The 21,440-nt window shown below is 61.4% G+C and carries 34 protein-coding genes; 32 read left to right on the top strand and 2 right to left on the bottom strand.

Going from position 1 to position 21,440, the window contains the following annotated elements:
- Positions 1-19 precede the first annotated feature (19 nt).
- From tuf to rplQ, 29 genes are all read left to right on the top strand, one after another.
- On the top strand, positions 20-1,213 hold the full coding sequence (gene tuf, locus ACG10_RS18605) for an elongation factor Tu (RefSeq protein WP_089169348.1): 1,194 nt from the start codon (positions 20-22) through the stop codon (positions 1,211-1,213).
- A 149-nt stretch (positions 1,214-1,362) separates the two neighbouring features.
- Entirely contained in the window at positions 1,363-1,674 is a 312-nt protein-coding gene (gene rpsJ / locus ACG10_RS18600) for a 30S ribosomal protein S10 (RefSeq protein WP_003463313.1), read from the top strand.
- An 84-nt stretch (positions 1,675-1,758) separates the two neighbouring features.
- Positions 1,759-2,394: a 50S ribosomal protein L3 gene (rplC, locus tag ACG10_RS18595; RefSeq protein WP_039806154.1), complete on the top strand. Its 636-nt coding sequence runs from the start codon at positions 1,759-1,761 to the stop codon at positions 2,392-2,394.
- A 13-nt stretch (positions 2,395-2,407) separates the two neighbouring features.
- Positions 2,408-3,010, top strand: coding sequence for a 50S ribosomal protein L4 (rplD, locus tag ACG10_RS18590; protein ID WP_089169347.1), 603 nt, complete (start codon positions 2,408-2,410; stop codon positions 3,008-3,010).
- Positions 3,007-3,306 carry a 50S ribosomal protein L23 gene (gene rplW / locus ACG10_RS18585; RefSeq protein WP_039806150.1) on the top strand — a complete coding sequence of 100 codons (300 nt, stop codon included), beginning with the start codon at positions 3,007-3,009 and terminating at the stop codon, positions 3,304-3,306. The genes rplD and rplW overlap by 4 nt, the downstream gene beginning before the upstream one ends.
- Positions 3,307-3,317: 11 nt before the next feature.
- Positions 3,318-4,139, top strand: coding sequence for a 50S ribosomal protein L2 (rplB, locus tag ACG10_RS18580; protein ID WP_089169346.1), 822 nt, complete (start codon positions 3,318-3,320; stop codon positions 4,137-4,139).
- A gap of 16 nt (positions 4,140-4,155) precedes the next feature.
- Entirely contained in the window at positions 4,156-4,431 is a 276-nt protein-coding gene (rpsS, locus tag ACG10_RS18575) for a 30S ribosomal protein S19 (protein WP_012699306.1), read from the top strand.
- A gap of 13 nt (positions 4,432-4,444) precedes the next feature.
- Positions 4,445-4,777: a 50S ribosomal protein L22 gene (gene rplV / locus ACG10_RS18570; RefSeq protein ID WP_089169345.1), complete on the top strand. Its 333-nt coding sequence runs from the start codon at positions 4,445-4,447 to the stop codon at positions 4,775-4,777.
- A gap of 13 nt (positions 4,778-4,790) precedes the next feature.
- Positions 4,791-5,477 carry a 30S ribosomal protein S3 gene (gene rpsC, locus ACG10_RS18565; RefSeq protein WP_039806143.1) on the top strand — a complete coding sequence of 229 codons (687 nt, stop codon included), beginning with the start codon at positions 4,791-4,793 and terminating at the stop codon, positions 5,475-5,477.
- 14 nt (positions 5,478-5,491) lie between these two features.
- Positions 5,492-5,905, top strand: a complete 414-nt coding sequence (gene rplP / locus ACG10_RS18560; RefSeq protein ID WP_012699309.1) for a 50S ribosomal protein L16 — start codon at positions 5,492-5,494, stop codon at positions 5,903-5,905.
- Entirely contained in the window at positions 5,905-6,096 is a 192-nt protein-coding gene (gene rpmC, locus ACG10_RS18555; protein WP_039806140.1) for a 50S ribosomal protein L29, read from the top strand. Before rplP ends, rpmC begins: the two co-directional genes overlap by 1 nt.
- Positions 6,097-6,098: 2 nt before the next feature.
- Positions 6,099-6,365, top strand: a complete 267-nt coding sequence (rpsQ, locus tag ACG10_RS18550; protein ID WP_012699311.1) for a 30S ribosomal protein S17 — start codon at positions 6,099-6,101, stop codon at positions 6,363-6,365.
- 23 nt (positions 6,366-6,388) lie between these two features.
- Positions 6,389-6,757 (top strand): 50S ribosomal protein L14, encoded by a 369-nt coding sequence (rplN, locus tag ACG10_RS18545; protein ID WP_003289207.1) that lies wholly within the window; start codon positions 6,389-6,391, stop codon positions 6,755-6,757.
- Positions 6,758-6,769: 12 nt separating this feature from the next.
- Positions 6,770-7,084 (top strand): 50S ribosomal protein L24, encoded by a 315-nt coding sequence (gene rplX / locus ACG10_RS18540; protein WP_039806134.1) that lies wholly within the window; start codon positions 6,770-6,772, stop codon positions 7,082-7,084.
- Between the two features lie 20 nt (positions 7,085-7,104).
- Positions 7,105-7,644: a 50S ribosomal protein L5 gene (gene rplE / locus ACG10_RS18535; RefSeq protein WP_039806132.1), complete on the top strand. Its 540-nt coding sequence runs from the start codon at positions 7,105-7,107 to the stop codon at positions 7,642-7,644.
- Between the two features lie 12 nt (positions 7,645-7,656).
- Complete coding sequence (rpsN, locus tag ACG10_RS18530) at positions 7,657-7,962, top strand: 30S ribosomal protein S14 (protein ID WP_039806130.1); 306 nt, start codon at positions 7,657-7,659, stop codon at positions 7,960-7,962.
- Positions 7,963-8,148: 186 nt separating this feature from the next.
- Positions 8,149-8,541 carry a 30S ribosomal protein S8 gene (gene rpsH, locus ACG10_RS18525; protein ID WP_039806127.1) on the top strand — a complete coding sequence of 131 codons (393 nt, stop codon included), beginning with the start codon at positions 8,149-8,151 and terminating at the stop codon, positions 8,539-8,541.
- A 12-nt stretch (positions 8,542-8,553) separates the two neighbouring features.
- Positions 8,554-9,087 carry a 50S ribosomal protein L6 gene (gene rplF, locus ACG10_RS18520; RefSeq protein WP_039806125.1) on the top strand — a complete coding sequence of 178 codons (534 nt, stop codon included), beginning with the start codon at positions 8,554-8,556 and terminating at the stop codon, positions 9,085-9,087.
- Between the two features lie 10 nt (positions 9,088-9,097).
- Positions 9,098-9,448 carry a 50S ribosomal protein L18 gene (gene rplR, locus ACG10_RS18515; RefSeq protein WP_039806123.1) on the top strand — a complete coding sequence of 117 codons (351 nt, stop codon included), beginning with the start codon at positions 9,098-9,100 and terminating at the stop codon, positions 9,446-9,448.
- Between the two features lie 3 nt (positions 9,449-9,451).
- Complete coding sequence (rpsE, locus tag ACG10_RS18510) at positions 9,452-9,952, top strand: 30S ribosomal protein S5 (RefSeq protein ID WP_089169344.1); 501 nt, start codon at positions 9,452-9,454, stop codon at positions 9,950-9,952.
- A gap of 2 nt (positions 9,953-9,954) precedes the next feature.
- Positions 9,955-10,131 carry a 50S ribosomal protein L30 gene (rpmD, locus tag ACG10_RS18505; protein WP_039806119.1) on the top strand — a complete coding sequence of 59 codons (177 nt, stop codon included), beginning with the start codon at positions 9,955-9,957 and terminating at the stop codon, positions 10,129-10,131.
- A 3-nt stretch (positions 10,132-10,134) separates the two neighbouring features.
- Positions 10,135-10,569 (top strand): 50S ribosomal protein L15, encoded by a 435-nt coding sequence (gene rplO, locus ACG10_RS18500; protein ID WP_039806116.1) that lies wholly within the window; start codon positions 10,135-10,137, stop codon positions 10,567-10,569.
- Positions 10,570-11,898, top strand: coding sequence for a preprotein translocase subunit SecY (gene secY / locus ACG10_RS18495; protein WP_039806114.1), 1,329 nt, complete (start codon positions 10,570-10,572; stop codon positions 11,896-11,898).
- 28 nt (positions 11,899-11,926) lie between these two features.
- Positions 11,927-12,043, top strand: a complete 117-nt coding sequence (gene rpmJ / locus ACG10_RS18490) for a 50S ribosomal protein L36 (RefSeq protein ID WP_003281814.1) — start codon at positions 11,927-11,929, stop codon at positions 12,041-12,043.
- A 133-nt stretch (positions 12,044-12,176) separates the two neighbouring features.
- On the top strand, positions 12,177-12,533 hold the full coding sequence (gene rpsM, locus ACG10_RS18485; protein ID WP_012699324.1) for a 30S ribosomal protein S13: 357 nt from the start codon (positions 12,177-12,179) through the stop codon (positions 12,531-12,533).
- A 30-nt stretch (positions 12,534-12,563) separates the two neighbouring features.
- On the top strand, positions 12,564-12,953 hold the full coding sequence (rpsK, locus tag ACG10_RS18480; RefSeq protein ID WP_039806105.1) for a 30S ribosomal protein S11: 390 nt from the start codon (positions 12,564-12,566) through the stop codon (positions 12,951-12,953).
- Positions 12,954-12,969: 16 nt separating this feature from the next.
- Positions 12,970-13,590, top strand: coding sequence for a 30S ribosomal protein S4 (rpsD, locus tag ACG10_RS18475; protein ID WP_089169343.1), 621 nt, complete (start codon positions 12,970-12,972; stop codon positions 13,588-13,590).
- Positions 13,591-13,612: 22 nt separating this feature from the next.
- On the top strand, positions 13,613-14,614 hold the full coding sequence (locus tag ACG10_RS18470; protein WP_089169342.1) for a DNA-directed RNA polymerase subunit alpha: 1,002 nt from the start codon (positions 13,613-13,615) through the stop codon (positions 14,612-14,614).
- Positions 14,615-14,658: 44 nt separating this feature from the next.
- Positions 14,659-15,048, top strand: a complete 390-nt coding sequence (rplQ, locus tag ACG10_RS18465; protein ID WP_089169341.1) for a 50S ribosomal protein L17 — start codon at positions 14,659-14,661, stop codon at positions 15,046-15,048.
- A 100-nt stretch (positions 15,049-15,148) separates the two neighbouring features.
- On the opposite strand, the gene uvrA is transcribed toward rplQ, so the two are convergent.
- Entirely contained in the window at positions 15,149-17,983 is a 2,835-nt protein-coding gene (gene uvrA, locus ACG10_RS18460) for an excinuclease ABC subunit UvrA (protein WP_089169340.1), read from the bottom strand.
- A 114-nt stretch (positions 17,984-18,097) separates the two neighbouring features.
- On the opposite strand from uvrA, the gene ACG10_RS18455 reads away from it, so the two are divergent.
- Together ACG10_RS18455 and ssb are read left to right on the top strand one after the other, a co-directional pair.
- The gene (locus tag ACG10_RS18455) at positions 18,098-19,486 is read left to right on the top strand and encodes an MFS transporter (RefSeq protein ID WP_089169339.1); all 1,389 of its coding nucleotides are present in this window, start codon (positions 18,098-18,100) and stop codon (positions 19,484-19,486) included.
- A gap of 9 nt (positions 19,487-19,495) precedes the next feature.
- A complete protein-coding gene (gene ssb / locus ACG10_RS18450; protein WP_232487140.1) occupies positions 19,496-20,122 on the top strand; it encodes a single-stranded DNA-binding protein in 627 nt (208 codons plus the stop codon).
- On the opposite strand, the gene ACG10_RS18445 is transcribed toward ssb, so the two are convergent.
- Entirely contained in the window at positions 20,046-20,648 is a 603-nt protein-coding gene (locus ACG10_RS18445) for a LysR substrate-binding domain-containing protein (RefSeq protein ID WP_232487285.1), read from the bottom strand. The two genes, ssb and ACG10_RS18445, sit on opposite strands and share 77 nt — an antisense overlap.
- Before the next feature lie 15 nt (positions 20,649-20,663).
- On the opposite strand from ACG10_RS18445, the gene ACG10_RS18440 reads away from it, so the two are divergent.
- On the top strand, positions 20,664-21,347 hold the full coding sequence (locus ACG10_RS18440) for an SDR family oxidoreductase (RefSeq protein WP_089169943.1): 684 nt from the start codon (positions 20,664-20,666) through the stop codon (positions 21,345-21,347).
- Positions 21,348-21,440 lie beyond the last annotated feature (93 nt).

Here is a 21,440-nt window from a genome sequence, read left to right as displayed (position 1 = left end):
AAGTAAGAGGTTTACTGTCGTGGCTAAGGAAAAATTCGAACGTAACAAACCGCACGTCAACGTCGGCACCATCGGTCACGTGGACCATGGCAAAACCACTCTGACGGCCGCCCTGACCAAGGTCTGCTCCGAGACTTGGGGTGGCTCCGCTCGTGCCTTCGATCAGATCGACAATGCTCCGGAAGAAAAGGCGCGCGGTATCACCATCAACACTTCCCACGTTGAATACGATTCTGCAACCCGTCACTACGCGCACGTCGATTGCCCCGGTCACGCCGACTACGTGAAGAACATGATCACCGGTGCTGCCCAGATGGACGGCGCTATCCTGGTCTGCTCGGCTGCCGACGGCCCCATGCCGCAAACCCGCGAGCACATTCTGCTGTCCCGTCAGGTGGGCGTTCCCTACATCGTCGTGTTCCTGAACAAGGCCGACATGGTCGACGACGCCGAGCTCCTGGAGCTGGTCGAGATGGAAGTGCGCGATCTGCTGTCCACCTACGACTTCCCGGGCGACGACACCCCGATCATCACCGGCTCTGCCCTGATGGCCCTGGAAGGCAAGGATGACAACGGCATCGGCGTTTCCGCCGTGCGCAAGCTGGTGGAAACCCTCGACTCCTACATTCCGGAGCCGGTGCGTGCCATCGATCAGCCGTTCCTGATGCCGATCGAAGACGTGTTCTCGATCTCCGGCCGTGGCACCGTGGTGACCGGTCGTGTCGAGCGTGGCATCGTCAAGGTGGGTGAGGAGGTGGAGATCGTTGGTATCCGTCCGACCACCAAGACTACCTGCACTGGCGTGGAAATGTTCCGCAAGCTGCTCGACGAAGGTCGTGCCGGCGAAAACATCGGCGCCCTGCTGCGCGGCACCAAGCGTGAAGACGTGGAGCGCGGCCAGGTTCTGGCCAAGCCGGGCACCATCAAGCCGCACACCAAGTTCGAAGCCGAAGTGTACGTGCTGTCCAAGGAAGAGGGTGGTCGTCACACTCCGTTCTTCAAGGGCTACCGTCCGCAGTTCTACTTCCGCACCACCGACGTGACCGGTAACGTCGAGCTGCCGGAAGGCGTCGAGATGGTGATGCCGGGTGACAACATCAAGATGGTCGTCACCCTGATCGCTCCGATCGCCATGGAAGACGGTCTGCGCTTCGCAATTCGCGAAGGCGGTCGTACCGTTGGCGCCGGTGTGGTTGCCAAGGTCATCGAGTAATCGATGAGGTGATAGAAAAAGCCCCTTTTGGGGCTTTTTCTATTGCTGATCATTTTATTGACACCTTGGGGGGGCATCCGTACAATTGCGCCTCCTTTTATCGGGCGTATTCCGCTCGGTAGGGTGGCAACTTCGAGTCTGAGGTCAAAATGCAAAACCAACAAATCCGTATTCGGTTGAAGGCTTTTGACCATCGCCTGATTGATCAATCTACCCAGGAAATCGTGGAAACCGCGAAACGTACTGGTGCTCAGGTGCGTGGTCCGATTCCTCTGCCTACTCGCAAAGAGCGGTATACCGTTCTGGTTTCGCCGCACGTCAACAAGGATGCGCGTGATCAGTACGAAATTCGTACCCACAAGCGTGTGCTGGACATCGTTCAGCCGACCGACAAGACCGTCGATGCGCTGATGAAGCTCGATCTGGCGGCTGGCGTGGAAGTGCAGATCAGCCTCGGCTAAGACCGTTCAGGTTTTGGTCGTGTAACGCTCTGAAATGGGCGGCCATAGCGGGTGAAAGCCCCGTACACTCGAGAGGTTCAAAAAATGACTATTGGTGTAGTCGGTCGTAAGTGCGGCATGACCCGCATTTTCACCGAAGAAGGTGTCTCCATTCCGGTTACGGTCATCGAGATCGAGCCGAATCGCGTGACCCAGTTCAAGAACGAAGAAAGCGACGGCTATCGTGCAGTGCAAATCACTGTTGGCGAGCGCCGTGCTTCGCGTGTGACCAAAGCGCAGGCTGGTCACTTCGCCAAGGCGAATGTCGCTGCTGGTCGTGGTGTCTGGGAGTTCCGCCTCGAAGAGGGCGAGTACCAGGCCGGTGATCAGATCACTACCGAAATTTTCCAGGCAGGACAGTTGGTGGATGTCACCGGTCAGTCCAAGGGTAAAGGCTATGCCGGTACCATCAAGCGCTGGAATTTTCGTGGTCAGGACAATACCCACGGCAACTCAGTCTCCCACCGTGTTCCGGGCTCCATCGGCCAGTGCCAGACTCCTGGCCGTGTGTTCAAGGGCAAGAAGATGTCCGGTCATATGGGTGCCGAGCGCGTGACTGTGCAGTCCCTGGAAGTGGTTCGTGTCGATGCCGAGCGCAATCTGCTGCTGGTCAAGGGTGCTGTTCCCGGCGCTACCGGCGGCGATGTGATCGTGCGTCCGGCAGCCAAGGCTCGCGGTTAAGGGGGAAGCTGAGATGCAATTGAATGTGAATGGCGCTCAGGCGATCGAAGTCTCCGAGCGCACTTTTGGCGGCGAGTTCAACGAGACCCTCGTGCATCAGGCTGTCGTTGCCTATCTGGCGGGTGGTCGCCAGGGCAGCAAGCAGCAGAAGAATCGCTCCGACGTCAGCGGTGGCGGCAAGCGCCCCTGGCGCCAGAAGGGCACCGGTCGTGCGCGTGCCGGTACCACTCGTGGTCCGATCTGGCGTGGCGGCGGCATGACCTTCGCCGCTCGTCCGCAGAATCACGAGCAGAAGCTCAACAAGAAGATGTACCGTGCCGCTCTGCGCTCGATTCTGAGCGAGTTGGTACGCCAGGATCGCCTGGTCATTGTTGAAGATTTCGCCGTGGATGCCCCGAAGACCAAGAGCTTGGTGAGCAAGCTGGGTAGCCTGGGCCTGAACGATGTGCTGATCGTCTCCGATGCTGTGGATCAGAACCTGTATCTGGCTGCCCGCAACCTGCCGCATGTCGATGTTCGCGACGTTCAGGGTTCCGATCCGGTCAGCCTGATCGCGTATGACAAGGTGCTGATCACCGTGCCGGCCGTGAAGAAATTCGAGGAGCTGCTGGGATGAACCAGGAACGCGTTTTCAAAGTGCTGCTTGGTCCGCACATCTCCGAGAAGGCCACCGTGCTGGCGGAAAGCAAGAAGCAGTTCGTTTTCAAGGTTGCCACCGATGCAACCAAGCTGGAAATCAAGAAGGCTGTCGAAGCTCTGTTCGAAGTGAAGGTCGCTCGTGTCACCACCCTGAATGTCCAGGGCAAGACCAAGCGCACCGCTCGCGGTCTGGGCAAGCGCAACGACTGGAAGAAGGCGTACGTCGCTCTTCAGGCCGGCCAAGATCTCGATTTCGCCAGCAGCGCTGAGTAAAGGGGTGCATCATGGCAATCGTTAAATGCAAACCGACTTCCGCTGGCCGCCGCTTCGTGGTCAAGGTGGTCAACCAGGAGCTGCACAAGGGTGCCCCCTATGCGCCGCTGCTGGAGAAGAAGTCCAAGTCCGGCGGCCGTAACAACAACGGTCGCATCACCACCCGTCATATCGGTGGTGGTCACAAGCAGCACTATCGCCTGGTCGACTTTCGTCGCAGCAAGGATGGTATTCCTGCCATCGTCGAGCGCATCGAGTACGACCCGAACCGCACCGCGCATATCGCACTGCTGAAGTATGCCGACGGCGAGCGTCGCTACATCATCGCGCCGAAGGGTGTGACGGCTGGTGACCAGCTGATCTCCGGCGTGAACGCACCGATCAAGGCGGGCAATACCCTGCCGCTGCGCAACATTCCAGTCGGCTCCACCATTCACGCTATCGAGCTGAAGCCGGGCAAGGGTGCGCAGATCGCCCGTTCTGCCGGTGCTTCCGTGCAGCTGGTTGCGCGTGAGGGTGCCTACGTGACCCTGCGTCTGCGCTCTGGCGAGATGCGCAAGGTCCTGGCTGATTGCCGTGCGACCCTGGGCGAGGTGTCCAACTCCGAGCACAGTCTGCGCTCGCTGGGCAAGGCCGGTGCCAAGCGCTGGCGTGGTGTTCGCCCGACCGTTCGTGGCGTGGCGATGAACCCGGTCGACCACCCGCATGGTGGTGGTGAAGGTCGTACCTCGGGTGGCCGTCATCCGGTGTCGCCGTGGGGCTTCCCGACCAAGGGTGCGAAGACCCGGTCGAACAAGCGCACCGACAACATGATTGTCCGCCGCCGTAAGTAACTAGAGGGATACGACTGTGCCGCGTTCTCTGAAAAAAGGTCCTTTCATCGATCTTCACCTGTTGAAGAAGGTCGAAGTGGCGGTGGAAAAAAACGATCGCAAACCGGTCAAGACCTGGTCGCGTCGTTCGATGATCCTGCCGCAGATGGTCGGTCTGACCATTGCTGTGCATAACGGCCGTCAGCATGTCCCGGTGCTTATCAGCGAGGATATGGTCGGTCACAAACTAGGCGAGTTTGCTGCTACCCGTACCTATCGTGGTCATGCGGCAGACAAGAAAGCCAAGCGTTGAGGGGTAAGGAAAGATGGAAGTAGCCGCTAAGCTGTCGGGCGCTCGAATCTCCGCCCAGAAAGCCCGCTTGGTCGCCGACCAGATCCGCGGGAAGAAGGTGGGCGATGCGCTCAGCCTCCTGGCTTTCAGCAGCAAGAAAGCCGCCGAGATCATGAAGAAAGTGCTGGAGTCGGCCGTTGCCAACGCCGAGCACAACGAGGGCGCAGACGTGGATGACCTGAAGGTTTCCACCGTTTTCGTCAACGAGGGGCGTTCGCTTAAGCGCATCATGCCGCGCGCCAAGGGCCGTGCTGATCGCATCGTCAAGCGGTCTTGCCATATCACTGTCAAGGTTGCGGACAAGTAACGGAGTCGATCAGATGGGTCAGAAAGTACATCCCGTTGGCATCCGCCTGGGAATCGTCAAGGAGCATACCTCGGTCTGGTATGCAGATAAGCGCACTTATGCCGATTATCTGTTCGCCGACCTGAAGGTGCGTGAGTACCTCCAAGACAAACTAAAAAGCGCGTCCGTGAGCCGTATCGACATCGCTCGTCCGGCTCAAACCGCACGCATCACCATCCACACCGCTCGTCCCGGCATCGTGATCGGCAAGAAAGGTGAGGATGTCGAGAAGCTGCGTCAGGACCTGACCAAGCAAATGGGTGTGCCGGTGCACATCAACATCGAAGAGATCCGCAAGCCGGAGCTTGACGGTATGCTGGTTGCTCAGAGCGTAGCCCAGCAGCTTGAGCGTCGCGTAATGTTCCGTCGCGCCATGAAGCGCGCCGTGCAGAACGCCATGCGCATTGGTGCCAAGGGCATCAAGATCCAGGTGAGTGGTCGTCTGGGCGGTGCCGAAATTGCCCGTACCGAATGGTATCGCGAAGGCCGTGTGCCGCTGCACACCCTGCGCGCAGATATCGATTACGCCACCTACGAAGCGCACACCACCTATGGTGTGATCGGCGTCAAGGTTTGGATCTTCAAGGGCGAGGTCATTGGTGGCCAGCATGAAGAGCTCAAGCCGCAAGCGCCTGCGCCTCGCAAAAAAGCTGCTAAGTAAGAGGAGTACGCAACATGCTGCAACCCAAGCGTACAAAATTCCGCAAGCAGATGACCGGCCACAACCGTGGCTTGGCTCACCGTGGTAGCAAGGTCAGCTTCGGCGAGTTTGCCCTGAAGTCCGTGAGCCGCGGTCGTCTCACCGCTCGCCAGATCGAGGCTGCACGTCGCGCCTTGACCCGTCACGTCAAGCGTGGCGGCAAGATCTGGATCCGCGTATTCCCCGACAAGCCGGTTACCAAGAAACCCCTCGAAGTTCGTATGGGTAAAGGTAAGGGTAACGTCGAGTACTGGGTGGCCCAGATCCAGCCGGGCAAGGTGCTCTACGAAATCGAGGGTGTTTCCGAAGAGCTGGCGCGCGAGGCTTTCGCCCTGGCAGCAGCCAAGCTGCCGCTCGCCACCACTTTTGTTAAGCGGACGGTGATGTGATGAAAGCGAATGAACTTCGTGAAAAATCGGCTGAGCAACTGAGCGAGCAATTGCTCGGCCTGCTGCGTGACCAGTTCAATCTGCGCATGCAGAAGGCAACTGGCCAACTGGGGCAGAGTCACCTGCTCTCGCAAGTGAAGCGCGATATCGCTCGCGTCAAGACTGTGCTCAACCAGCAGGCAGGTAAGTGATCATGGCTGAAGCTCAGAAAACCGTTCGTACGCTGACCGGCCGTGTCGTAAGCGACAAAATGGACAAGACCATCACCGTCCTGATCGAGCGCCGCGTGAAGCACCCGATCTACGGTAAATACGTGAAGCGTTCGACCAAGCTGCACGCCCACGACGAAACCAACCAGTGCCGTATCGGCGACACGGTCACCATCCGCGAGACCCGTCCGCTGGCCAAGACCAAGTCCTGGATGCTGGTGGAAGTCGTCGAGCGCGCGGTGGAAGTCTAAGAGACTAAGGGTCGGAGAAAGTTATGATTCAGACTCAATCCATGCTCGACGTGGCCGACAACAGCGGTGCCCGTCGCGTCATGTGCATCAAGGTGCTGGGCGGCTCTCATCGCCGTTACGCCGGCATCGGCGACATCATCAAGGTGACCGTGAAGGAAGCGATTCCGCGCGGCAAGGTCAAGAAGGGCCAGGTCATGACGGCTGTGGTGGTTCGCACCAGGCACGGTGTCCGCCGTCCCGATGGCTCCATCATCCGCTTCGACGGCAATGCGGCAGTCCTGCTGAACAACAAGCAGGAGCCGATCGGCACTCGCATCTTCGGGCCGGTTACCCGTGAGCTTCGTTCCGAGAAGTTCATGAAGATCGTCTCGCTCGCCCCTGAAGTGCTGTAAGGAGAAGCCGTCATGCAAAAGATTCGTCGTGACGACGAGATCATCGTCATCGCCGGCAAGGACAAGGGCAAGCGTGGCAAGGTGCTCAAGGTTCTCGCGGACGACCGTCTGGTCGTCGGTGGGGTCAACCTGATCAAGCGCCACAGCAAGCCGAATCCGATGCTGGGCGTCCAGGGCGGTATCGTCGAGAAGGAGGCGCCTCTGCACGTCTCCAACGTGGCCATCTTCAATGCCGAAACCAACAAGGCTGATCGCGTCGGTTTCAAGGTCGAAGACGGCAAGAAAATTCGTGTCTTCAAGTCGACCCAAAAGCCGGTTGATGCTTGAGCACTGCTAGGTAGATAACCATGGCACGACTAAAAGAGATTTATCGGAAAGAAATCGCGCCCAAGTTGAAGGAAGAGCTTCAGCTGGCCAACGTGATGGAAGTTCCGCGCGTTACCAAAATCACTCTGAACATGGGTCTTGGCGAAGCTATCGGTGATAAGAAAATCATCGAGAACGCAGTTGCTGACCTGGAAAAAATCACTGGTCAAAAGCCGATCGTCACCTATGCTCGCAAGTCAATTGCGGGTTTCAAGGTTCGTGAGGGCTGGCCGATCGGTGTCAAGGTGACGCTGCGTCGCGATCGTATGTACGAATTCCTGGATCGTCTGCTCGCGATCTCCCTGCCGCGTGTGCGTGACTTCCGCGGTCTGAATGCCAAGTCCTTCGATGGTCGCGGCAACTACAGCATGGGCGTCAAAGAGCAGATCATCTTCCCGGAAATCGATTACGACAAGATCGATGCGCTGCGTGGTCTGGACATCACCCTGACCACCACTGCCCGTACCGATGATGAAGGTCGCGCTCTGCTGCGTGCCTTCAACTTCCCGTTCCGCAACTGACTGGAGCAGGCAATGGCCAAACAGAGCATGAAGAACCGCGAGCTGAAGCGTCAGCAAACGGTTGCCAAGTACGCCAAGAAGCGTGCCGAGCTGAAAGCTATCATCGCCAACCCGAACTCCGCTCCGGAGCAGCGTTGGGAAGCCCAGATCGCCCTGCAGAAGCAGCCGCGTGATGCCAGTGCCTCGCGCCTGCGCAACCGCTGCCGTCTGACCGGTCGTCCTCATGGCGTCTACCGCAAGTTCGGTCTGGCTCGCAACATGCTGCGCCAGGCCGCCATGCGCGGTGACGTGCCGGGTCTGGTCAAGGCCAGCTGGTAAGTACATCTCGGACTCGCGAAGTCTTCGTCGAGTCCGGGCTATCTGAATCAAGCCCCTTTTGGGGCTTGATTCTTTTCTGGACAGCCTCTAGGATGTTCGGCTCTCCTGACTTTTGATTTTCACCTGTAGTCAAGGTCAGGGGCTCAGGCCGCAAGGCTTTCTTTCTGTATCAGGAGCAATTAGCCCATGAGTATGCAGGACCCGTTAGCGGACATGCTAACTCGTATCCGTAATGCCCAGATGGCTGAGAAGACCGTCGTGAGTATGCCGTCTTCCAAGCTGAAGGTGGCTGTGGCCAGTGTTCTCAAGAACGAGGGCTACATTTCGGATTATCAAGTCAGCAGCGATATCAAGCCGCTGCTGTCTATCGAGCTCAAGTATTTCGAGGGCCGTCCGGTCATCGAGGAGCTCAAGCGCGTGAGTCGTCCTGGCCTGCGCCAGTACAAGTCCGTCGATCAGCTGCCGAAAGTGCGTGGCGGTCTGGGCGTTTCGATCGTGTCCACCAACAAGGGTGTGATGACTGATCGTGCGGCCCGTGCTGCTGGTGTTGGCGGCGAAGTGCTCTGCACTGTGTTCTAAGGGGGGAACAGCATGTCTCGCGTTGCTAAGAACCCCGTCAAGCTGCCCGCTGGCGTAGAGATCAATCTGGCCGGTCAGCAGCTTTCGGTGAAGGGAGCCAAGGGCTCTCTCGAATTGAATGTGCATCCTTCCGTCGAGGTCATCCAGGATGCCGGTGAGCTGCGTTTTGCTGCCCGCAATGGCGATCAGCAGAACCGGGCCATGGCCGGTACCACTCGTGCACTCGTCAACAACATGGTGATCGGTGTCAGTCAGGGCTTCGAGCGCAAGCTGCAGCTGGTTGGCGTTGGTTACAAGGCGCAGGCCAAGGGGCAGATCCTGTCCCTGGCGCTTGGCTTCTCCCATCCGGTGGACTATGAGCTGCCGCAAGGCATCACTGCAGAGACTCCCAGCCAGACCGATATCCTGATCAAGGGCATCGACAAGCAGCTGGTTGGTCAGGTGGCGGCCGAGATTCGCGACTTCCGTCGTCCCGAGCCGTACAAGGGCAAGGGTGTGCGGTATGCCGGCGAAGTGGTCCATCGCAAAGAAGCCAAGAAGAAGTAGGGCATAGCAAATGAGCGTAAAGAAAGAAACTCGTCTGCGTCGCGCCCGCAAGGCGCGCCTGAAAATGCGCGAGCTGGAAACCGTACGCCTCTGCGTGTATCGCTCTTCCCAGCATATCTACGCCCAGGTCATCACGGCCGACGGCGGCAAGGTTCTGGCTTCTGCCTCGACCTTGGACAAAGAACTGCGTGACGCTGCCACCGGCAACGTCGATGCGGCCAAGAAGGTTGGCCAACTGGTAGCCGAGCGTGCGAAGGCCGCTGGCGTAACCCAGGTGGCATTCGACCGTTCTGGCTTCAAGTACCACGGTCGTGTCAAGGCACTGGCCGATGCTGCTCGTGAAGGCGGGCTGGAGTTCTAAGTTATGGCGAATAACGAGCAAAAGCGCGACGAGGGCTACATCGAGAAGCTGGTCCAGGTCAATCGCGTCGCCAAGACCGTCAAGGGTGGTCGCATCTTCACCTTTACCGCGCTGACTGTCGTTGGCGATGGCAAGGGTCGTGTTGGCTTTGGTCGCGGCAAGTCCCGCGAGGTCCCGGCTGCTATTCAGAAGGCCATGGAAGCTGCCCGCCGCAACATGATCCAAGTCGATCTGAACGGTACCACTCTGCAGTATCCGGTCAAGTCCGCCCATGGCGCTTCCCGGGTCTATATGCAGCCTGCCAGCGAGGGTACCGGGATCATCGCCGGCGGTGCCATGCGTGCCGTTCTCGAGGTTGCGGGTGTGCAGAACGTCCTGGCCAAGTGCTACGGTTCGACCAATCCGGTGAACGTGGTTTACGCCACCTTCAAGGGTCTGAAGGAAATGCAGTCCCCCGATTCGGTGGCCGCCAAGCGTGGCAAGAGCGTCGAGGAGATTCTCTGATCATGGCAACCGTCAAAGTCACTCTGGTCAAGAGCCTGAATGGTCGTCTGGCCAATCACAAGGCTTGCGTCAAGGGCCTGGGCCTGCGTCGCATCGGTCACACTGTCGAAGTTCAGGATACCCCTGAAAATCGCGGGATGATCAACAAGGCCTATTACCTGCTGCGTGTGGAGGGTTAATCCATGCAACTGAACGATCTGCGTTCCGCGCCGGGTGCCCGGCGCGAGAAGCTGCGTCCGGGTCGTGGCATCGGCAGCGGCCTCGGGAAGACCGGCGGCCGTGGCCACAAAGGGCAGACTTCCCGCTCCGGCGGCAAGATCGCTCCCGGGTTCGAGGGCGGTCAGCAGCCTCTGCATCGCCGTCTGCCGAAGTTCGGCTTCACTTCCCTGAAAGCCATGGATCGTGCGGAAATTCGCACTTCCGAGCTGGCCAAGGTGGACGGTGATGTCGTGACTCTGCAGGCGCTGAAGGATGCCGATCTGGTCAATCAGAACGTCCGTCGCGTGAAGGTCATGCTGTCTGGCGAGGTAGGTCGGGCCGTTACCCTGAAGGGGATCGCCGTCACCAAGGGTGCGCGTGCGGCCATCGAAGCAGCTGGCGGTAAGATCGAGGACTAAATGGCTAAGCAAGGTGCTCTCTCCGCACTCAGCAATGGCGGGCTGTCCGAGCTCTGGGCTCGGCTGCGGTTCCTGTTCCTGGCGATCATCGTCTATCGCATAGGCGCGCATATCCCGGTGCCAGGAATCAATCCCGACAGGCTGGCGGAACTGTTCCAGCAGAACGAGGGAACCATTCTTAGCCTGTTCAACATGTTCTCTGGTGGCGCGCTGGAGCGGATGAGCATCTTTGCGCTGGGGATCATGCCGTATATTTCGGCATCGATCATCATGCAGCTGATGACCGTGGTCAGCCCCCAGCTGGAGCAGTTGAAGAAGGAGGGCGAGGCCGGTCGTCGCAAGATCAGCCAGTACACCCGTTACGGGACACTTGTTCTGGCGATTATCCAAGCCTTCGGCATGTCCGTCGGTCTGGCCAGCCAGGGTGTCGCCTTCGCCGCCGATTTCAGCTTCCACTTCGTGGCTGTGACCACCTTCGTGGCTGGTGCGATGTTCATGATGTGGCTGGGTGAGCAGATTACCGAGCGAGGCGTCGGCAATGGTATCTCGATGCTGATCTTTGCCGGGATCGTGGCCGGTCTGCCGGCAGCGATCGGTCAGTCGTTCGAGTCTGCCCGTCAGGGTGATATCAATATCATTGCTCTGCTGTCTGTCGCGCTGCTGGCTGTGGCGATCATCGGCTTCGTGGTTTTCGTCGAGCGTGGCCAGCGACGTATTGCGGTGCACTATGCCAAGCGTCAGCAGGGTCGCAAGGTTTTTGCTGCGCAGACCAGCCACTTGCCGCTGAAGGTGAATATGGCGGGGGTCATTCCGGCCATTTTCGCTAGCAGCATCCTGCTGTTCCCAGCTTCGCTGGGGTCCTGGTTTGGTCAGTCGGAAGGCATGGGCTGGCTGCAGGACATTGCCCAGGCCATCGCGCCCGGTCAGCCATTGAATATCCTCCTGTTCAGTGTGGGGATCATTTTCTTCTGCTTCTTCTACACTGCGCTGATGTTCAATCCCAAGGATGTGGCGGAAAACCTGAAAAAATCGGGCGCTTTCATTCCGGGCATCAGGCCGGGTGAGCAGTCGGCGCGCTATATCGATGGTGTACTGACCCGCTTGACCATTTTTGGCGCTCTCTACATGACGGCGGTCTGTCTGCTCCCACAGTTCCTGGTGGTGGCAGCCAACGTGCCGTTCTATCTTGGCGGGACTTCGTTGCTGATCGTGGTGGTGGTTGTGATGGACTTCATGTCGCAAGTACAATCGCACCTCGTTTCGCACCAGTACGAATCCCTGATGAAGAAAAGCAACCTGAAGGGCTATGGCGGCGGCATGCTCCGCTGATTCGCCCATAAGGTTCGAGGAGTTGGTGATGAAAGTTCGTGCGTCGGTGAAAAAGCTGTGCCGTAACTGCAAGATCATCCGCCGCGACGGTGTCGTGCGCGTGATCTGCAGCGCGGAGCCGCGTCACAAGCAGCGCCAAGGCTGAGTGTGAACCTCGCGTGATGAACCCGGCAGCTAGTGTGCTGCCGGGTTGATTCTTTTTTATTACAGCGCTAGTATCCTGCGCCCTATTTCTTGGCTTCCAGGGCGTGGGTAGCTGTCAATTGGAGTTCCACTGAATGGCCCGTATCGCAGGCGTCAACATTCCAGATAACAAGCATACTGTTATCTCGCTGACCTATATCTATGGTGTCGGTCGTACCACTGCACAGGCTATCTGTGCCGCTACCGGCGTCAATCCGGCAGCAAAGATCAAGGATCTCTCGGACGAGCAGATCGAGCAACTGCGTGGCGAAGTAGCCAAGCTCACCACCGAAGGTGACCTGCGCCGCGAAGTCAACATGAAAATCAAGCGCCTGATGGATCTGGGCTGCTACCGCGGCCTGCGTCATCGCCGTGGCCTGCCGGTTCGCGGTCAGCGTACCAAGACCAACGCCCGTACCCGCAAGGGCCCGCGCAAGCCGATCCGCAAGTAATCGCGTTCGCGAATCGACAGGAATCTAATCATGGCAAAACCTGCTGCTCGTCCTCGTAAGAAAATCAAAAAGACCGTGGTGGATGGCATTGCCCATATCCATGCGTCCTTTAACAACACCATCGTGACCATCACCGACCGTCAGGGCAACGCGCTGTCCTGGGCGACCTCGGGTGGTTCCGGTTTCCGCGGCTCCCGTAAGAGCACTCCGTTCGCTGCCCAAGTGGCTGCCGAGCGTGCCGGCCAGGCTGCTCTGGAGTACGGTCTGAAGAACCTCGACGTGAACGTCAAGGGTCCCGGTCCGGGTCGCGAATCCGCCGTGCGCGCCCTCAATGCCTGCGGTTACAAGATTGCCAGCATCACCGACGTGACCCCGATCCCGCACAACGGTTGCCGTCCGCCGAAGAAGCGTCGCGTGTAATAGGAGACAGTGAAGAATGGCTCGTTACATTGGTCCCAAATGCAAACTGTCCCGTCGCGAAGGCACTGACCTGTTCCTGAAGAGCGGCTCCCGCGCGCTCGAGTCCAAGTGCAACGTCGAGTCGGCTCCCGGTGTTCATGGTCAGCGCCGTGGTCGTCTGTCCGAGTACGGTTCCCAGCTGCGCGAGAAGCAGAAAGTCCGCCGTATCTACGGTGTGCTGGAGCGTCAGTTCAGTGGTTACTACAAGGAAGCCAGCCGCCGCAAGGGTTCCACCGGCGAAAACCTGCTGCAGCTGCTTGAGTGCCGCCTGGACAACGTCATCTATCGCATGGGCTTCGGCGCTACCCGTGCCGAATCCCGCCAGCTGGTTTCGCACAAGGCCATTACCGTCAATGGCCAGACCGTGAACATCCCGTCCTACCAGATCAAGGCCGGCGACGTCGTGGCCATTCGCGAGAAAGCCAAGAATCAGCTGCGCATTGCTCAGGCTCTTGAACTCTGCGCCCAGCGCGGCCGCGTCGAGTGGGTTGAAGTGGATACCGAGAAGAAGTCTGGCGTGTTCAAGAGCGTGCCGGCCCGCAGCGACCTGTCTGCCGACATCAACGAAAACCTGATTGTCGAGCTCTACTCCAAGTAAGGGCTAGAAAATAGGTATATCCATGCAGAGTTCGGTAAATGAGTTCCTGACCCCCCGCCACATCGATGTGCAGGCGGTCAGTCCGACCCGCGCCAAGATCACGCTCGAGCCTCTCGAGCGCGGTTTTGGTCATACCCTGGGCAATGCCCTGCGTCGCATCCTGCTGTCCTCCATGCCCGGCTGCGCAGTGGTCGAGGTTGAGATCGACGGCGTGCTTCATGAGTACAGTGCCATCGAAGGCGTGCAGGAAGATGTCATCGAAATCCTGCTCAACCTGAAGGGCCTGGCCATCAAGCTGCACGGTCGCGACGAAGTCACGCTGAGCCTGAGCAAGAAGGGCCCAGGCGCGGTCACCGCTGCCGATATTCAGCTGGATCATGATGTCGAAATCGTCAACGGCGGCCATGTAATCGCCAACCTGGCGGACAACGGCGTACTGAACATGAAGCTCAAGGTGGCTCGTGGGCGTGGCTATGAGCCCGCCGATGCCCGCTTGAGCGACGAAGACGAAAGCCGCAGTATCGGTCGTCTGCAGCTCGACGCTTCCTTCAGCCCGGTCCGTCGTGTTGCCTACGTGGTGGAAAACGCCCGTGTCGAGCAGCGCACCAACCTGGACAAGCTGGTCATCGATCTGGAGACCAACGGTACCCTGGATCCCGAAGAGGCCATCCGCCGTGCCGCGACCATTCTGCAGCAGCAGCTGGCCGCGTTCGTCGACCTCAAGGGTGACACCGCACCGGTGGTGGTCGAGCAGGAGGACGAGATCGATCCGATCCTTCTGCGTCCGGTCGACGATCTGGAGCTGACCGTACGTTCGGCCAACTGTCTGAAGGCGGAGAACATCTACTACATCGGTGACCTGATTCAGCGCACCGAAGTGGAGCTGTTGAAGACTCCGAACCTGGGCAAGAAGTCCCTGACCGAAATCAAGGACGTTCTGGCTTCCCGTGGTCTGTCCCTCGGTATGCGCCTCGACAACTGGCCGCCGGCAAGTCTGAAGAAGGACGACAAGGCTACGGCCTGAGCGTCATAACCACCGAACGAACAAGTTTGGTAAGGAATTTAACCATGCGTCATCGTAAAAGTGGCCGTCATCTGAGCCGCACCAGCGCACACCGCAAGGCCATGTTCCAGAACATGGCGGTGTCGCTGTTCGAGCACGAACTGATCAAAACCACCCTGCCCAAGGCCAAGGAACTGCGTCGCGTCGCCGAGCCGCTGATCACCCTGGCCAAGGAAGACAGCGTCTCCAACCGTCGCCTGGCCTTCGATCGTACCCGTTCGAAGTCCGCCGTCGGCAAGCTGTTCAACGACTTGGGCAAGCGCTATGCCAACCGTCAGGGCGGCTATCTGCGTATCCTGAAGTGCGGTTTCCGCGCCGGCGACAACGCCCCCATGGCCTATGTCGAGCTGGTGGATCGTCCGGTTGCCGAGGCTGTGGAAGCAGCTGCCGAGTAAACGTGGACGAGCGACAAGAAACCGGGCCCAGTGCCCGGTTTTTTGTTGTTCTCGAAAGTGCTTGAGCGGCACGGTCCGTTCTCCGGGGCGCCGCCACGCATTACACCCGGTCCCGTTCCAGCAGCGGAGCGAGGAAGCGCCCGGTGAACGACTGCGGCATCGCCGCCACGGATTCCGGCGTGCCGTGGGCAATGATCTGCCCGCCGCGTGAACCGCCCTCCGGGCCGAGGTCCACCAGCCAGTCGGCGGTCTTGATCACGTCCAGGTTGTGCTCGATCACCACCACGGTGTTGCCGTGGTCGCGCAGGCGGTGCAGCACGTCGAGCAGCTGCTGGATGTCGGCGAAGTGCAGGCCGGTGGTTGGCTCGTCGAGGATATACAGGGTCTTGCCGGTATCGCGCTTGGACAGCTCGCGCGACAGCTTGACCCGCTGTGCCTCGCCGCCGGAGAGGGTGGTAGCGTTCTGTCCCAGCCTGATATAGGACAGCCCTACGTCGATCAGCGTCTGTAGCCGACGGGCCACCGCGGGAATCGGATCGAAGAACTCGCGGGCCTCCTCGATGGTCATCTCCAGCACCTCGTGGATGCTGCGTCCCTTGTACTTCACCTCCAGGGTCTCGCGGTTGTAGCGCTTGCCCTTGCAGACGTCGCAGGGCACGTAGATGTCCGGCAGGAAGTGCATCTCCACCTTGATCACACCATCGCCCTGGCAGGCCTCGCAGCGCCCACCCTTGACGTTGAAGGAGAAGCGTCCCGGACCGTAGCCGCGCGAGCGGGCCTCCGGCACGCCGGCGAACAGTTCGCGAATAGGGGTGAAGAGGCCGGTATAGGTCGCCGGGTTGGAGCGTGGTGTGCGGCCGATCGGACTCTGGTCGATGTCGACCACCTTGTCGAGATGCTGCAGTCCGTCGAAGGAGGTGTATGGCGCAGTCTCCAGGGAGGTGGCGCCGTTCAGCGCGGTGGCGGCGAGCGGGAACAGGGTGTTGTTGATCAGCGTCGATTTGCCCGAGCCGGATACCCCGGTGACGCAGGTGAACAGGCCGACCGGGATTTCCAGGTCGACGTTCTGCAGGTTGTTGCCGCGTGCGCCCCTGAGCGTCAGCAGCTTCTGCGGATCGCGCGGCGTGCGGTGGGCCGGCACGGCGATCTTCATCCGACCGGAAAGGTACTTGCCGGTCAGCGAGTCGGGGTGGGCCATCACCTCGGCGGGCGTACCCTCGGCGACGATCCGTCCGCCGTGCACGCCGGCGCCGGGACCGATGTCGACTAGGTAGTCGGCCAGACGGATGGCGTCCTCGTCGTGCTCCACCACGATCACCGTATTGCCGAGGTCGCGCAGGTGGGTGAGGGTGGCCAGCAGGCGCTCGTTGTCGCGCTGGTGCAGGCCGATGGAGGGTTCGTCGAGGATGTACATCACTCCCACCAGGCCGGCGCCGATCTGACTGGCCAGGCGGATGCGCTGCGCCTCACCGCCCGACAGGGTGTCGGCGCTGCGGTCCAGGGTCAGGTAGTCGAGGCCGACGTTGACCAGGAATTGCAGGCGCTCGCGGATTTCCTTGAGGATCTTCTCGGCGATCTCGCCACGCCGACCGCTCAGCGACAGGCCGGCGAAATAGCTGCAGGCTTCGCCTACCGGCAGCGCGGTGACCGCCGGCAAGGTCTTTTCGCCGACCCAGACATGCCGTGCCTCGCGGCGCAAACGGGTGCCGCGGCACTCCGGGCAGGGCTGAGTGCTGAGCAGTTTGGCCAGCTCCTCGCGCACGCTGGCGGACTCGGTCTCGCGGTAGCGGCGTTCGAGGTTGGGAATGATCCCTTCGAACGGATGCGCCCGGATGACGATGTCGCCGCGGTCGTTGAGATAGCGGAACTCGATGCTCTCGCGGCCGCTGCCCTGCAGCAGGACCTTTTGCTGGGCGGCCGGCAGCTCCTCGAACGGTTCTTCGAGGCTGAAGCCGTAGTGCGCGGCCAGCGAGCCGAGCATCTGGAAATAGTAGACGTTGCGCCGGTCCCAACCGCGGATCGCGCCTTCGGCGAGGGACAGCTTGCCGTTGACCAGTCGGCGCGGATCGAAGAACTGCCTGACCCCCAGGCCGTCGCAGGAAGGGCAGGCGCCAGCCGGGTTGTTGAAGGAGAACAGCTTGGGCTCCAGCTCGCCGATCGAGTGCCCGCAGTGCGGGCAGGCGAAGCGCGCGGAGAAGATGATTTCCTCGCCTTCTTCGCCCTCCATGGGGGTGACCAGGGCGATGCCGTCGGCCAGTTTCAGTGCGGTCTCAAAGGACTCGGCCAGGCGCTGCTGCAGGTCGCCGCGGACCTTGAAGCGGTCCACCACCACCTCGATGCTGTGCTTCTTCTGCTTGTCGAGTTTCGGCAGCTCGTCCAGTTCAAAGAGCTTGCCGTCGACCCGGGCGCGGATGAAGCCCTGGGCGCGCAGCTCCTCGAACACCGAAAGATGCTCGCCCTTGCGCTCGCGGACCACCGGGGCCAGCAGCATCAGCTTGCTGCCCTCGGGCAGTGCCAGCACCTGGTCGACCATCTGACTGACGGTCTGTGCCTCCAGCGGCACGTCGTGTTCCGGGCAGCGCGGGATACCGACCCGGGCGTAGAGCAGGCGCAGGTAGTCGTAGATCTCGGTGATGGTGCCGACGGTGGAGCGCGGGTTGTGCGAGGTGGACTTCTGCTCGATGGAAATCGCCGGCGAAAGACCCTCGATGGCATCGACATCGGGTTTTTCCATCATCGACAGGAATTGCCGGGCGTACGCCGAGAGAGATTCCACGTAGCGGCGCTGGCCCTCGGCATAGAGGGTGTCGAAGGCCAGCGAGGACTTGCCGGAGCCGGACAGGCCGGTGATGACGATCAGCTTGTCGCGGGGCAGGGTGAGGTCGATGTTCTTCAGGTTGTGGGTGCGCGCCCCACGGATCAGGATCTTGTCCAAAGCGGCCTCGCATGGCGGGCGGAAATCCGCGAGTATACGGCGCGCCGCAGGCGGCTGGCATGGGCTGGCCAGGCAGCGGCTGGTAGAATCGTGCCTTTTCACGAGGACTGGAGCATGCACGACCGCGAGCGCATGAGTGGCAGCGAAATCCGGGCGGGAGGCGGACTGGCGCTGGTGTTCGCCTTTCGCATGCTAGGCATGTTCATGGTGCTGCCGGTGCTCGCCACCTATGGCATGGACCTAACGGATGCCACGCCGGCGCTGATCGGCCTGGCGATCGGCGCCTACGGGCTGACCCAGGCGCTGTTGCAGATTCCCTTCGGCATGCTCTCCGACCGCATCGGCCGCCGTCCGGTGATCTATGCCGGCCTGGTGATCTTCGCCGCCGGTGCGGTGCTGGCGGCCACTGCCGACTCCATCTGGGGGGTCGTCGCCGGACGTGTGCTGCAGGGCGCCGGGGCCATCTCGGCGGCGGTGATGGCGCTGCTCTCCGACCTGACCCGCGAACAGCATCGCACCAAGGCCATGGCCATGATCGGCATGAGCATCGGCCTGTCGTTCGCCGCGGCCATGGTGATCGGCCCGCTGCTGACCCGTGCCTTCGGGCTGTCCGGGCTGTTCTGGGCGACCGCCGGCCTGGCCCTGCTCGGCATCCTGCTCGTCGCTGCACTGGTGCCTAAGGCGCCGCAGGTCCTGCAGCACCGCGAATCAGTCGTGGCGCGCCAGGCGCTGGGCGCCACGCTGCGCCATCCCGACCTGCTGCGCCTGGATTTCGGCATCGGCGCGCTGCATGCGATTCTCATGGCCACCTTCATCGCCCTGCCGCTGGCCCTGGTGGAGCAGGGCGGCTTGCCCCGGGAGGAGCACTGGTGGGTGTACCTGGTCGCCCTGCTGGTGGGCTTCTTCGGCATGGTCCCGTTCATCTTCTACGCTGAAAAGAAGCGTCGGATGAAATGGGTGTTCTGCTCGGCGGTGGCGGTTCTGCTGTTCTGCGAGCTGTATTTCTGGCTGCTCGGTGGCGGCCTGGTGGCGCTGGTGGTGGGAGCGGTGGCGTTCTTCACCGCCTTCAACCTGCTGGAGGCCTCCCTGCCGTCGCTGGTCAGCAAGGTCGCCCCGGCCGGAGGCAAGGGCACGGCGATGGGCGTGTATGCCACCAGCCAGTTCCTCGGCGCGGCGCTGGGCGGCATCTTCGGCGGCTGGCTGTACCAGCAGGGCGGACTGGGTGCGGTGTTCGTCGGCTGTGCGCTGCTCTGCGCCCTATGGCTGGCGATAGCTGTTACCATGCGCGAACCTCCCTACGTCACCAGCCTGCGCTTGCCGCTGTCGCCCGCGGCCCTGCGCGATGCGGCCCTGCGCGAGCGCCTGTTGGCCGTGCCCGGAGTGGCGGATGTCATGGTGGTGGCCGAGGAGGCCGCCCTCTATATCAAAGTGGATACCCAAAAACTGGACCGCACGTCCCTCGAGCGCCTGATCGACCCGGCGCCGGCGCGTGCTGAAGCCTAGGAGAACGTTATGGCCCGTGGGGTTAACAAAGTCATTCTGATCGGCAATGTCGGCGGCGACCCGGAAACCCGGTATCTGCCCAATGGCAATGCGGTCACCAATATCACCCTGGCCACCACCGACGCCTGGAAGGACAAGCAGACCGGCCAGCAGCAGGAGCGCACCGAATGGCACCGCGTGGTGTTCTTCGGCAAGCTCGCCGAGATCGCCGGCGAATACCTGCGCAAGGGCTCGCAGTGCTACGTCGAGGGGCGTCTGCAGACCCGCAAGTGGCAGGGCCAGGATGGTCAGGACCGCTACACCACCGAAATCGTCGTCGACATGAACGGCACCCTGCAGCTGCTCGGCGGCCGCGGCGGCAACGCCGACGATGCCCCCGCGCGCCGCGTCCCCCGCGCGAGCCGCAGCAGCAGGCCCAGGCTCCGCAGTCGCGTCCCGCCCCGCAGCAGGACCGGCAGCCGCCGGCGCCGGACTACGACAGCTTCGACGACGACATTCCGTTCTGAGCCCGCTTTCCCGCCTGCCATGCGGCAGGCGGGGATTCAGATCTCTCGGCCCTTCACGCGCGCCTCGTCCCCTCAGGCGGCGCAAAACGCTCGGCATAGAGCGCCGAAACCCACTCGACGAAGACCTTGACCCGCGGCGACAGCTGGCGGTGATAGGGATAGAGCACCGAGACCGGCAGGCCGGGGCTGGGCCAGTCCGTCAGCACCTCCTCCAGCCTTCCGCTGCGCAGATGCTCCTCCACCCGGAAACGCGGCACCTGGATCAGTCCGCGGCCGCTCAGTGCACAGGTGCTGTAGCACTCCGCATCGTTGACCGAAATCCAGCCGCCCACCTCGAACTCCGCCACCTCAGCGTCGATCAGGAAGCTGAAGGGGTAGCGGATGTCGGGATTGCTGGAGAGGAAGCCCACCGCCTGATGGCCCGCCAGCTCGGCGGGGTGGGCGGGGCAGCCGTGGCGCTCCAGGTAGTCCGGGCTGGCGCAGACCACCTCCGGCATCAGCGCCAGGCGCCGCGCCACCAGCGAGGAGTCGCGCGGGTTGCCGGCGCGCACCACGCAGTCGATGCCTTCGCCGACCAGGTCAACCAGGCGGTCGCCACTGCTGATGATCAGCTCGGTCTGCGCGTAGCGGCGGCGGAATTCCTGAATGCGCGGCAGAATGATCAGGTTGGCATGGGCGCCGTGGAGGTCCAGGCGCAGGACGGCTTCGCGGTGGCCGTCAACTACGCCGGCAACCAGGTCATGGCCGAGTCGGTCGTGGCGGAAATCGTCGCCGGCGGCGGCCGGGCCATCGCTGGGCGCGGTGATGTGGCCGAGCCGGCCGATATGGAGCACCTGTTCGCCAAGACACAGGTAACCTTCGGGCGCATCGACGTGGTGGTCAACAGCGCCGGAATCATGTCCTGCCTGACGATTGCCGATGGCGATCTCGAGCAGTTCGACCGGGTGATCCGCACCAATCTGCGCGGCGCCTTCGTCGTGCTCTCCCAGGCGGCCCGGCAGGTGGGGCGTGGCGGGCGAATCATCGCTCTGTCGAGCAGTGCGATCGCCAAGTCCTTTCCTGGTTATGGTCCCTACATCGCCAGCAAGGCGGGCGTCGAGGGACTGGTGCAGGTCTTGGCCAACGAGTTGCGCGGGCGCGAGGTCAGCGTCAACGCCGTGGCGCCGGGGCCGGTCGCCACCGAGCTGTTCTTCGCCGGCAAGAGCACGGAACAGATCGATCAACTGAGCAAGCTGCCGCCGCTGGAGCGCCTCGGCGCGTCTGAGGACATCGCCGCGCTGGTGTCCTTTCTCGCCGGCCCGGACGGCGGCTGGATCAATTCCCAGGTGCTGCGCGCCAACGGCGGCTTCGCCTGAGCCCGGACAGTCAAGTAGGCATGCGATGTCTCGTATCCGGGTTCCCGATCATCTCAAGGTCACCGTCGGCGAGTCGGCGCTGGCGATCCTGGC

It is taken from the genome of Azotobacter chroococcum (genome assembly GCF_002220155.1).
GTDB classification, from domain to species: domain Bacteria; phylum Pseudomonadota; class Gammaproteobacteria; order Pseudomonadales; family Pseudomonadaceae; genus Azotobacter; species Azotobacter chroococcum.
Note: the sequence above shows the minus strand (reverse complement) of the source record. Positions and strands in the feature narration are given on the sequence as shown.